Annotated in this window: 9 protein-coding genes; 1 reads left to right on the forward strand and 8 read right to left on the reverse strand. The window is 50.0% G+C overall.

The genetic code is table 11. The features are described from left to right. The first annotated feature begins 5 nt into the window (after positions 1-5). Complete coding sequence (locus FFS57_RS10470; protein ID WP_137937743.1) at positions 6-794, forward strand: type IV pili methyl-accepting chemotaxis transducer N-terminal domain-containing protein; 789 nt, start codon at positions 6-8, stop codon at positions 792-794. A 60-nt stretch (positions 795-854) separates the two neighbouring features. Here the strand turns inward: FFS57_RS10470 and FFS57_RS10475 are convergent, their stop codons facing one another. The 8 genes from FFS57_RS10475 to FFS57_RS10510 form a co-directional block, all read right to left on the reverse strand. After that, positions 855-2,132 carry an aspartate aminotransferase type Ic gene (locus tag FFS57_RS10475; protein WP_502705910.1) on the reverse strand — a complete coding sequence of 426 codons (1,278 nt, stop codon included), beginning with the start codon at positions 2,130-2,132 and terminating at the stop codon, positions 855-857. Between the two features lie 208 nt (positions 2,133-2,340). Further along, complete coding sequence (locus FFS57_RS10480; protein WP_137937745.1) at positions 2,341-3,027, reverse strand: DUF4097 family beta strand repeat-containing protein; 687 nt, start codon at positions 3,025-3,027, stop codon at positions 2,341-2,343. Between the two features lie 188 nt (positions 3,028-3,215). Next, complete coding sequence (locus FFS57_RS10485) at positions 3,216-3,605, reverse strand: hypothetical protein (RefSeq protein ID WP_137937746.1); 390 nt, start codon at positions 3,603-3,605, stop codon at positions 3,216-3,218. Positions 3,606-4,080: 475 nt separating this feature from the next. Beyond that, positions 4,081-5,022 carry a PEP-CTERM sorting domain-containing protein gene (locus tag FFS57_RS25795; RefSeq protein ID WP_249383967.1) on the reverse strand — a complete coding sequence of 314 codons (942 nt, stop codon included), beginning with the start codon at positions 5,020-5,022 and terminating at the stop codon, positions 4,081-4,083. A gap of 413 nt (positions 5,023-5,435) precedes the next feature. Then, positions 5,436-6,638 (reverse strand): glycosyltransferase, encoded by a 1,203-nt coding sequence (locus FFS57_RS10495; RefSeq protein WP_137937747.1) that lies wholly within the window; start codon positions 6,636-6,638, stop codon positions 5,436-5,438. A gap of 15 nt (positions 6,639-6,653) precedes the next feature. Continuing rightward, complete coding sequence (locus tag FFS57_RS10500; RefSeq protein ID WP_137937748.1) at positions 6,654-8,630, reverse strand: ThiF family adenylyltransferase; 1,977 nt, start codon at positions 8,628-8,630, stop codon at positions 6,654-6,656. 1 nt (position 8,631) lies between these two features. After that, complete coding sequence (locus tag FFS57_RS10505; protein WP_249383968.1) at positions 8,632-9,405, reverse strand: N-acyl amino acid synthase FeeM domain-containing protein; 774 nt, start codon at positions 9,403-9,405, stop codon at positions 8,632-8,634. Between the two features lie 196 nt (positions 9,406-9,601). Then, positions 9,602-12,223: a bifunctional diguanylate cyclase/phosphodiesterase gene (locus tag FFS57_RS10510; protein WP_137937749.1), complete on the reverse strand. Its 2,622-nt coding sequence runs from the start codon at positions 12,221-12,223 to the stop codon at positions 9,602-9,604. Positions 12,224-12,466: the final 243 nt, after the last annotated feature.

Here is a 12,466-nt window from a genome sequence, read left to right on the forward strand (position 1 = left end):
AAGTCATGGTGTGTTCTTTGTGCCGTCAATTGTGGTCGTTGTTATTGCTGATTGTTACCTTCATACCGTTGTCGGCTCATGCTGACGATGCCGAAACAATCTGGTTGGCTGCTTCGCAGCGCATGCTGGCAGAACGGGTTGCCAAGGCATGGGTACTGCAGGGGCTGAGTATCAAAGAGACAGAACCGGCAAAGCAACTGGAGGCTGCCGTCACGCAGTTTGATAGCCAACTGGTCCTGTTGCAGACACTGGGTGATGCAGAAGTTCAGGAAAACTATAGCCTGCTGAATCAGGTCTGGAATGACTTCCGTTTGTATTTCAAAGGAATTCCAAGGGTTGAAACCGGTAAGGATTTTGCTGATAACAATGAAGAGCTGGTTTATCTGACCCAAAAGGGTGGAGAACTATTGCAGCAGAAATCCAAGGTGCCTGCTGCCAAGCTGGTTGGTCTGGCGGAAGAAATCGCTGCGATTTCCCAACGCATGGCCAAGCTGTATCTGCTGCAAAGCTGGGGAGTCAAACAGCCTTATCTGGCAAAGGATCTGGCCAAGGCAAGGAGAGATATCAAGCAGTTGGTCGGCAAACTGAAGGTTGCACCGGAAAATACGCAATCCACTCGCAGTCAGCTTGAGCTGGTGGAAACACAATGGTTGTTCTTTGATCAAGCAGTGGAGGCTCTGGGGGCCAAACGCAATGACCGAGCCCTGATCACCAATGTGGCGACGACCAGCGAACGCATTTTTCAGGTGGCTTCTGATCTGGCAAAGCAGTATCAACGATTGGCAAAGAAGTAGATGGAACGAACATGGGCCCCAATGGGCCCAAGTAGGCTGATCAATATCGATCGGTAGAAATCAATTGGCGGATTCAGCTGCAGCCAGCAGGACGCATAGCGATACACCCTCTGCTGCCTTGCTGATCTCTTCCAGATCAGGGAAGCTCGGTGCAATGCGAATGTTACGATCTTCCGGGTCTTTGCCACCTGGGAATGTCGCGCCAGCTGGGGTCAAGACGATGCCGGCTTCCTTGGCCAGCTGTACGACGCGTTTGGCGAGGCCAGCAGGGACATCCAGACTGACAAAGTAGCCGCCCTTGGGCACGGTCCAGGTGGCTACGCCCCATTCACCCAAGTCACGGTTGAAGATCTCAATCACCTTGTCAAACTTGGGTTTCAGAATGGCGGCATGCTTGTTCATCAATGTAGCCAGCCCCGCTTCGTCACGTAGGAAGCGTACATGGCGCAGTTGGTTGATCTTGTCTGAGCCAATGGTACGTTGGTTCATGCGTGCCAACAGCCATTTGACATTGGCTGGCGAGCTACCAAACATTGCCAAACCTGCTCCGGCCAAGGTGATCTTGGAGGTGGACGAGAACACATAAGCACGGTTCGGGTTGCCGTGGTGAGCACAACGCTCAACAATATTGGCGATGTCGGCTGCTTCGCCACTCAGGTGATGTACAACATACGCGTTGTCCCAGAACAGCCGGAAATCTGGCGCGGCGGTTTTCATGGAGGCCAGACGCTCGATAACCGTATCGGAGTAGACGGTACCGGTCGGGTTACTGTATTTCGGCACGCACCACATCCCCTTGATGGTCGGGTCGCTGGCCACCAGCTTTTCCACGGCATCCATGTCCGGGCCCTCTTCATTCAGTGGTACGTTGATCATGCGGATACCGAACTCTTCACAAATGGCGAAGTGGCGGTCATAACCCGGTACCGGGCACAGAAAAGTGGTGTGTGCCGCTTGCCAAGGGCCGTTACTGTCGCAGGTGCCTTTCAACAATCCGAATGCGACACAGTCGTGCATCAATGCCAGGCTGGAGTTATCCCCAATGATGATATTGTCTGCGGTGACCCCCATTACCTTTGTAAACAACTGGCGTGCCTCAGTCAGACCTTGCAGGCCACCGTAGTTGCGGCAATCGGTGCCATCCGCTGCGGTAAAGTCGTTGGCGCCAGGTAGTACCATCAACTCGGCAGACAGGTCCAACTGATCGGACGCCGGCTTGCCGCGCGCCATGTTCAGGGTGAGGCCTGCCGCTTTCAGCGCGGCATAGCTCGATTGGAGTTGCTCGCGCATTGCGCGCAACTCGGTAAGGCGGGGAGAGGGAGTAGCAGCCATTTGCATTACCTTTCGTGAACAAATCGGGGCCGCTGCACAGAGCCAGAGAACGGATCGTGAGCGAGAATCAACCCATAATGATAAGCAGCCGAACGGCTTGCCTCAAGCATTGCACGATCTGATCATGATGCAATGCTTGTCCGGAATTGAGTGAACTAGCATTGGCGCGGCCTGGTAGGTTATGTCGATTTGGCAGATAGTGCAGGGATGACAATCAATGGGTCATGGTTGCCGCCAATCCGCCAAATACCAAGCGCGCGTTGATCTGGCTGCCCTGTGGGGATGTAATATGGGCATGACGCCACATGTGGTGCTGATCATTCGATGCTGCCGTGCCTGGAGGCAGATATAAATCAATGCCACCCAACCCACATTGGGCATCGATGCGCTCATTACCTTCCAGCATGGCCCAATCCAGGGATATGGCACCAATCCCTACCCGCAACATTGCTGTAGCTGGTAAATGGCTCAGTGAGATATCGCCACACCGTAATCGGACATCTACATGCTGAGCACAGGTATAGCCGGTGACCTCACCTATGCCCCCGTGAATGATTAGCGCACCGTCACCTCCTTGCAGTGTCAGAACTCCTGCTAAAAAATGAGCTTCCACCCGGATATGGCGCGGTAGACACAGTTGTACAGAAATCGGTCTGGATTGATGATAGAAGAGATAGTTCCATAGATTGCCGGCACGGTAATACAAGGTGCTGCCTTCCCGTTTGAGTTTGGCAGGCTGCAAGTGTCGTTCTGCTGATACGGCTAATTCTATTTCGTACTCAGCATCAAAACACAACAGCAGATTCCCAAGAATGTTGGCATCAATGCGTAGGGATTGGATGCCCGCAGCTGGCACACGTTCAATTCGATCTGGTACCTCGATCGGTGTTAATGAATTCATATGGCCTCCCCTTTGGCAACTGGCCATTTGGTTTTAACAAGGTCATGCATGTATTACGAATGTGATCTACTTGAGTTCGAATTAGGCTTACTCTAGACCTATTTTTATCATTCTGCTGTGAAGAAGTGTGAATAGGTTAAACGAAACCGAACAGAGTTCCGGACCTCTATTCGGTAAAGATTACCCTATTAACTGCAGGTTAGTGACATGGTGATTCGTGCCGGGCGTGTCGGCATTTTATTGACGGCAATCATTTGATAGTTACCAGGCTGAAATGCAATGGTGCTGTTATTCGCCTGAAACCAAGTAGCGGCGCTATCTGCCGTAACCGGAATGCCATCACGGAATAAACGGAACGCAACCGGAAAGTTGGATTGACCCATGGCATTAATGCTGCCGTTATAACTGGCATAGCAGGTATCTGTTGTCAGCCGTGGCAGGCCATTGCCATTCATATCGAGACTGCCCGATGCATCGCTTGGTAGTGCCATAGCCGCTTGACTAACACAAGCAACAAACAATGTGCCACTCAATACTTTGAATAAGTGACGCTGAGCAATAAGAATATGCGTATTCATGATTCAGTTCCTTTTCGTCAATGAAGTGATATTGACCAACACGGTTGCCTATTTGTCTGATAAGGCGATTGCATTGGTAGTTGATATACGATGACGTCTGGAAACTGGATTAATACATGTGGCAATTGGTAAGTATGTGGTTGGGCTGAACAGGTTAACCTGCCAAGAGATAGCCGCATGAAAGGCTGCTTTAATTCAGTGTCAATGCGAATGCCATGAAATAGTTTGATGTTACTGGCGTATCTGATAGGTGTTCTAATTAACCAACAATTGGCTTAGGTGATTTTTCAATGAACCGACTGTATTTATGCAACCGATGTTATAAGAAAGGTTAATGCAGACGGGTTCAATAGCGGTAGATTTTAGTCTACATGATAATAATGAGTATCAGATAGTAAAAAGGAAAACCCCGCTTAAGCGGGGTTTTCCTTTGACTGATTTGAATCAACTAAGTGATTCGACTTACTTGTCTTGCTTACTTAACTTTACGGCGACGTGCACCCAGACCCAATGCACCCAGACCTAAACCTAACAGTGCGATTGATGCAGGTTCCGGTACCTTGGAATTGAAGGTGTTGTTACCATCAGCCAGGAAGTGGAAATCACATACTGCACTTGGATCGGCTGTATTCAAGCAGAACATGCCATTCATCGTACCGTTTGCACCATAGACAGGCGTGGTGCCTACTACTTCGTCAGACGGGTTGACGGAGTTAAATGGCGAACGTAAGTTGCTGTTAAATTCCATGCCAATGCTCATTGATTGGATGTCGGACAGGAAGAAACTGGAGTCTGTGAAATGAACATTCACACCAAGCTCTGAACTGCCAGTTGTCTGATGGGACATCACACCACCATCATCATCCCCATCATCCAATTTCTGATCTAAACCTAAGGCAGGGAAATCGCCAGGGCGACGAAGTGTATTATTGGTGATGTTGGCTGTCTGGGTAACAACTGTACCCTCCAGAATCATCGTGCCATCATCGTAATCCTTACCAGTCTTGTCATTGGAGTTTTTGTCGCCATAAAAAATACGAACCCAGCTTGGCTTGGTGCTATCCAGATCAAAGACCGCCGTTGCGCCACCTACGCCCGTACCCAGTTCCCAGAACGAAGCCTGGATTGTGAATTCTTTGCCAGGGGGTGCTTGGAATGTGTTGGCACCAAACTTCAAGACAGCTAAAGATGCTTGATATACCAGTTGGCTGGAAGTCCCATCTGGCAACGGTGTGAAGTTACCGATCGAGCCAATCGATAGGGCGTTACCAGGCAACCAGTCGAAGGAATCAATCAGTTGAGGAGCATATGCACCACCAGCCCCATCCATGTCAAACATAATAGCATTAGCTGCAAAAGCACTGCTGGAGAGGGTCAAGCCAGCGGCAATTCCCAGAGCCAGTTTCTTGAGTTTCATGTTTAACTCCTTGCGAGTAGTTGTGTGTTCTTTCAGAGGAATACGGTGCATTCTCTTGCCATTACAATAAGCAATCGGTATGCCAATACATGGATTAAGTGGTAAGTATATGATTTCTATGTGTAAAAAATATTCGCCAGTAGGCTTTTATAAGGGGATGTAAAAAATGCCGACACGCAGATGTAGACAACCCGATGGAATGCTGTTTTTGTTTTCATGAATGCTGATGGTATTTCATCGCCGGGTGTTTACATGATTGAAGGTTCCTACGCTGTATGCCAGATCTGGAGCGGGGGGTGACATTTTGCATTGAGGCAAAAAGTGGCCAGACTGCAGATAATCAGATTCAATAAACTGATGACTCAGGACCGCAGCGGAGACTTGGTAATCGATTTAGAACGGAGAGATGAGATCTATAACTGATCTATCAACTTGGTGAGGACCAATCCAGGGTTGCAATTTAGTATATGTTGTTGAATATTTTGTGCTTTTATTGAGTATTGGGCATCTTGCAATAGTTGATTGGTAGCAACCTTGATCTCGCGATGCGTATGCTTGCCACTGCGAATCAAAATGCCAGTGCCTGCTCGACTCATCAAGGACATATTCAGATATTGGTCGAGGTTGATTGGTATTCCAATCAATGGCTTACCTGCAGCCAGGGCTTGGTAGCAAGTTGGGCTGCCACCATTGCAAATGACAAGCGAGGCGAGCTTCACAGCTTGGTCTCCTGGCAGAAAATCAGCGACAAATTCGTTGCTGGCCAGATGCTTGAGTTCAACTCGGCCTGCTGAGGCAGCGATGACAGTAATTGGCATTTCATCCAGTGTTTCCAGCACTTCTGGAAGGAGTTTGCCATGCCCAGAGCTGCCAAGGTTGACATAGACGATTGGTTTATTGGCTGGGATCGATTCCCACCACGGTGGGCGTGGAACATTCGGTGCCCATTGCACGGGGCCGATAAACCTGTGGTTATCGGGTAGTAGCTTGGTCGGGACCAATTCAGGAAGGTCGGAGTATAGGGTGTAGTCTGCCTGAGTGTAAGCTACTCGCAGATCGCGTTTGCATTCGGGTAGGTTGAAATGTCGAAGCATACGGTTGATGGCGGTGGCATGTTGTGCAAATGCAATTGGCCGTACCCAGTCAAACAGCTTTTGTGCAATGGTGACGCCCAGGAGCCGTGTGGCTGGGATATCCGGTACCAGATAGTCAATATCTGCATAAGGGCTCCAGTAAGCGTTGCTCAATGTGATATAGGGAATTTTCTCAAGGCGTGCACTGGCGGAAAGTGATAAGCGGAAATCACCAACGATTACATCCGGCTTGAAGGACTGAATCAACGCCCGGTCTTCTTCCACATACCGTATCAGATCCTGTACTTGATAAATGGGCGTACCTTTATCCAGCGCATTGAAGAATTGCTGACTGGGTATGGTGTGGATATCGGTAAGAGGTAAGGTAGTTGAGCCGGTGGCGCCTTGATAACGTGGATCACAGGCAACCATGACCTCAAATCCTGCACGATCCAGTGCTTGCGATAGCGATAACATTCTACCTACATGCGCAAGTGTGACTGCTTCCGCGATGAACAATACTTTTTTACGACGAATTGTCATGGTGTCTGGCCGAAACTATGGTTGTGCTGGTTGATAAATCAGTTTCGACAGTGGAAGCCGGGTAGAACGGGCTGTAGCAGGTTGACCAGCACCAATTCGACCAATAAAAATGGCATGCTGGAGTGATTGTTCCCCGATCAGGTCGGCAAGGCGTTGGCGCAGACGTTGCGCTTGTGGCCAAAGCGAATCTTCAGTTGAAAAGCGACGATCCTGTTGTACATACCAACTGAAAATGAGTGGAGTCATTTCCGGTTGCATTTGTAATCCAAGTTGTGTCGCGGTTAGCCAAAAGCGTTGTAGGGCTCGTCCAGCTTCAACATAGTCATCGACAGTTTGCGGAATGACTGAGGCAGAGATGATGAAATGGGCGCCACAGGCGATGCCAGGAGCTAGATCCAGTTGTAGCCTAGGTAGCCAGGTTCCTGCCAGATAACGATTCAGGAATTGTACGCGCTGCCAGCTTTGCATCGCCCATTTCATCAGTTTCAATCCAACCGGGTCCAACCCAACTGCTTGATCAGGTAGGCGATCTTCACTGAACTGGACATCCCATTCGATAATGGATTTGTGAACTTGATACGCCTCTGGCATGGTGAGGCGAATTTTGGCGTTCTGGAATAGTAGCTTGGCCATTCTCCAGCGTTTTCCAACCCCTTCAAGCCATTGAATCTTGAACTGCCCACCAACTGCTGCTTCCAGTGATTGCTTCTCATCAGCTGTGAGCGAACGGGTATGCAGTGGCCTGCGTTGTACTGCGCGTATCTTGATATAGTCGTACAGCTTGCTGGGTTTGATGGATGGGTCGGGTGTTAATCGAACATCGAAAACGGGCTGCGTTTCATTTGTAGTGGTGCTTCGACGCGTACAGCTGATTTGCAGGCCAAAATAGCCAGCCGCTATGTGAATATTCTCGATGAGCGCACCCAGGGAAATCTGGCTTGGCCGCCCGTCGACGTCGTAGACAACATGATCGCGGGTATCGAAACCGTGAATGATGACATGTTGTTCATCAACAATTTCAAACCGCCATACCTGCGTGTTATCACCGCTTGGCGCCCAGCGGGCTGCATCCAATATTTTATCGATGACGCGTAACGGTGCATCTGCAGTTTTGACAGGCACTGCATGCGCAAGTTTTTTCCCGAGCAGCTTTCTGCCGATAATTAGCTTCAGCCGTTGTATGGGGTTGTTGTTTCCCCACGGTACATAGGTACGAACAAGTGTGTTGGCATAGGCATCGAAATGCAGGCCATAAGGTGCTGTAATCACTTCGCCACGCTTGAGCAGGATTTTCAATGCTTGTGTTGCTGCAATACCAGCACAGAGTTGACAGGCCATAATGGTGGATGGCCCTTTTTTCAAATCCAGACGGACACGACTAGGATCGACCAAGTAGCGCATATGGAGACGGGCAGGTGCCAAGCCCATCAAAAAGCGCAGGCCCTGTTCAAATTCGTCATGGCCTTCCATGCGGAAATACTCTTCAAATGTCATCGAGCCCGGTACGAACGCCAAGAAAGCAGTGCCCATACCTAGTGGTGCTGCCGTGATGGCTGGGATGCCTTTTTGGGCACAGGCCTTGAACATCTTCTTCCGTGCCTCGAAAGCAAAGAAATCCAGGCTGTCTACATAAAGATCGACATTTTCCAGAAAGGTGTCCAAATTGTGGTCATCAATGCCGTCAGGAAAAAGTCTGACATCCAACAAAGGATTGATATCCAGCGCCATATCTCGCAATGTGTCGACTTTAGGCAGCCCCAGTGTCGACATCATGGCGCCAGCTTGACGATTGAAATTGGCGATGTCGAATCGATCAAAGTCAGACAGATTGAACGCACCAACGCCCAGGCGTGCCAGCGTCAATAGATGCCCGCCACCAACACCGCCCATGCCCGCAATAGCGATCCGTTTGGCGCGGAGCAACGCCTGCTCAGGTGCCGTTACCCAACCGATATTGCGTGAAAAGGCTTCGTCGTAATCAAATAGGGACATATCAACCCTGGTTGTCCATCATGATCAGGCGGTTGGTGATGCCCTCTTCCTCAGCGGGGGAGAAAAAGTATGGGTAAAACGATTTCTCGGTATTTGCCAGCTCAGGCTTGCCGCCAAAGTGACGGGCCAGGGAGTGCAGGTGATTGAGATCCATGCCGAGCAATACTGCTGGGGCATTGACTCGGGGATTCAGACGCTCATCTGAGATTTGTGTGAAGTCCAGCATCCGTTCATAGAACTTGACGTGGCGAGGGTTCACTTCAATTACTATGTCAGTGGCTTTGCGGATGTTGTGTGCAAAAATCATGGCTATGTGGAACAGTGATGCCAGAACTCGCTTGGATTTGACCTCACCATCGACGGCAAGCTTGATGAATTCGCAAACCCGTCTGCCGGAGGCGCGTAGTTTATCCAGCTCGTCTTTATACAACTGGTCTACCAGTAGACCGATTTCAGAGTCGAAGTTGATGCTGATGGTTCCAATGGTGTGTTCTCCATCTCCTGCAACCAACGTAATCCGGTTCGGGTCCTCTGACAGAGGAGAAGACGTGGAATACCCACGCCATGAGTACATTTTGTTGATCAGCATGCTGGCAGAGCTACGTTGACCAGCATCATCCGCCAGGCGGATCTTGAATTCTCGCTTTTTCATTGCCAGTTCTTGGGTACCGGATGTTTCAGGCAATTCATCGCATAACGTACGGACGTTATGCCCGTATTCGAACGGAACCCCGATGATGGTATTCGGTGAATCCAACTGGTTGGTGGCGACCATGACCGCAATCCTAAAACACGTCGTTCGGAGCCAGGCAAGGGATATCTGCCGGATTTTCCAACTATAGACGGTAAATTTGCACTACGCCGATACGGCATTAAACTACAGATGGTAAGTGCTTAGATAGCTTATTACATAATTCATATGCAATGGATCACTAATGCTGGCGCCATGTCAGCGGGATTTTCTGCATTTTTCAGCCAGCCATTGGGACTCCGTTTACCAACAATCCATAGCATTCGGATGCGGAAATGGGGGCACTGAAATAATGGCCCTGCAGTTTTTTGACACCTAGCCCTTGTAGATAACTGGCGGTGGTGGATTTTTCGACTCCTTCGACAACAATTTCCAGGCACAGCGCCTGAGCCATCTGCACAATGGCTAGCACGATACGTCGTCCTTCTTCGGTATGAAGACGCGAGGTGAACGAGTTATCGATTTTGAGCGTATCAACCGGCATTTCGTGCAATTGTGACAATGAGGAGTAGCCTGTACCAAAGTCATCAATGGCAATGGTAAAGCCAGCCTGTGATAACGCTTTGAGGTGCACCATCTGTTGGGAATAGTCGGTGAGCGCAACACTCTCAGTGATTTCGATCTCAATATCTTGTGGACGCAACTGGTAGTTGGCCAGCAAGGTTTGAATACGCGACGAGAAGTCTGGCGAAAACAACTGGGCGCGTGACACGTTGATGGCGAGCTTGTGGTGCAGGCCTTGCCGACGCCATTGTTGCAAGACACAAAAAGCCTGCTCCATGACCTGTTCACCCAATTCACGGATCAATCCCAGACGCTCGGCAATGGGAATGAACACTTGTGGGCTGATCCAGCCAGTCTGTCCATCGTTCCAGCGAGCCAAGGCCTCAACTTCGCAAACCTGCCCCGTTTGTGCATTGATGATGGGTTGGTAATAGACTTCCAGTCGACCATGTTCGATGGCTGTCGATAACCTGGCTTGCAAAGCGACTTGTTCACGAGATGCGGCACGAAGGTGCACCACATCGGAGTAGAACTGTACATTGTTTCGGCCGATGGATTTGGCGTAAAACATGGTACTGTCCGCCGCCGACATCAGGGATTCCTCATCATCGGCATCGTCTGGGAAAACGGCAAATCCAATACTGATGGTCGATTTGGTTTCCAGTCCGTCGATGAAAATGCCAGCACGGGCGATCTCTCTAAGCCGCTCTGCAATATTGCGCAGTGGCACCAGATTGGGCAAGTCGGGAATCAATACCACAAATTCGTCACCACCCCATCGTGCCAAGGTGTCGATATCACGCAACACTGATCGCAACTGACGTCCCAGATTGACCAACACGCTATCTCCGGCGGAGTGACCAAAGGTGTCATTGATCTGCTTGAAGTGATCCAGGTCGATAAAGCCCAATGCCACTTTCAAATTATTACGCCGAGCCCGAGTCAGGGCCTGGTGAAGATGGTCATCCAGCAGAATCCGGTTGGGGAGTTGAGTCAGGCTGTCATAGAGGGCAAGCTGGGTGATATGTCGCTCGTGCTGGTAAGCCGTGGTGATGTCACGTAGTACGCCCCTTACACCGATAATTTCCCCTTCCGGACTTCGGTGTGCCAACAGCTTGGCTTCGATCCAACTGCCTTCATTATCAGGCCTGGGCATCCGAAAACGGACTGATTGGGTGCTGACCTCGCCACGGACCAGTGTATCAATAGCTGCCTGCAGCTTGTCCTGATCCTCATAGGGGACAAAATGCGTCAATGCGTAGCCATAATCTCCCTCAATGGCATCAGGCTCAATTGCGCGAAACTTCGCCCAAGGGGGCGTCGTCTTCAGCAAGGCCCCTAACGGTGACAGATCAATGATTGCTTCCTCAAGCAGGCTTAAGGTTTCCAGCAATGTTTTTTGGGCCGCTTCTTCTTGCATCAGATGGGTGACATCTCGCACTTGGGCTACAATATTACGGTTCTCACCGTCTTCTGCCGGCACCGCATAAAGGCGAGCAATGAAATAGGTGTGACTACCCAGTAGAGGGACAGAGAAACGGACAGTTTCACTGTTACCACGTTTGAACAACTTGGATGCACTGCGTTGGAAAGCAGTTGCCATCTCAGTTGGCAAGGCCTCCTTCAGTGGTTTGCCACGTAACGTCCGGCTGGGCATGGCCGGGTGGCTTGACCATATATTGACGATGGTGCCACGTGCGTCAAATTCAAATACCATGTCGTCGGATGCACCAACCAAAGCCTCCAACCTCCGTTGGCTGGCCACGGATGCGCGTTGGGCTTTACGTTGAGTGAGCGCCATGGCCAGATCATTGGCAACGGCAGACAGGACACGCAATTCAACGCTATGCCAGGCTTGGCGTTCGCGTCGGCTGGCAAACATCAGAAAGCCCTCCAGTTCCCCAGAAACCAACAGGGGAATCGCTACCACACAAGCTTGGCCATGAGCCCGGAACAACAATTGAACTGGCGAAGGAAGATCTTCACTGTTTCTGACGAATATCATCCCAACCTGCAAGGCATCATTCATTTCAGGGACGTCTTGCAGCGCAAATTCATGAAGTGATTCGAAAGATTTTGCGAGTGCTGCTGTGGCACACCAGGAACAGAGTACTTGTGCGCTGTCGATCAGTTCGGTATCACGTTGATAGAGGTAAACCAAGCAAGCATCGCTACGGGTGGTGATAGCCAGTTGGCGGACAATATCCGAGAAACTTTCATCTTCAGTACTATCCAGTAATTGCGAGGTGATGGCATCCAGTGCGGCCAAGTATGACTCGTAAGTGGCGAGCAGATCGGACTGTACGATACTGGATACAACGTTTTTTCTCGCAGTCATGCCCCTCAATACCTTCTATGGTGCCCGACATTTGGGTGCAGTAGCAGACAGTGTCAGGCAGGATGCGTGTTGCTTCAGATCCAGATCAGAATGATAGATCCCGGTATTGCGCTTTGCATTGTCTAACCTAGTCTATACGGCGTGTAATACCACTTGATCCAGATTTGAATTTACTTAATTCGGATAAGTTAATTAATAGAATTGCAATGATGACTATTGACGGCCTTCGGTAAGGCCACATAG

The organism is Chitinivorax sp. B (genome assembly GCF_005503445.1).
In the GTDB taxonomy this organism is placed as follows: domain Bacteria; phylum Pseudomonadota; class Gammaproteobacteria; order Burkholderiales; family SCOH01; genus Chitinivorax.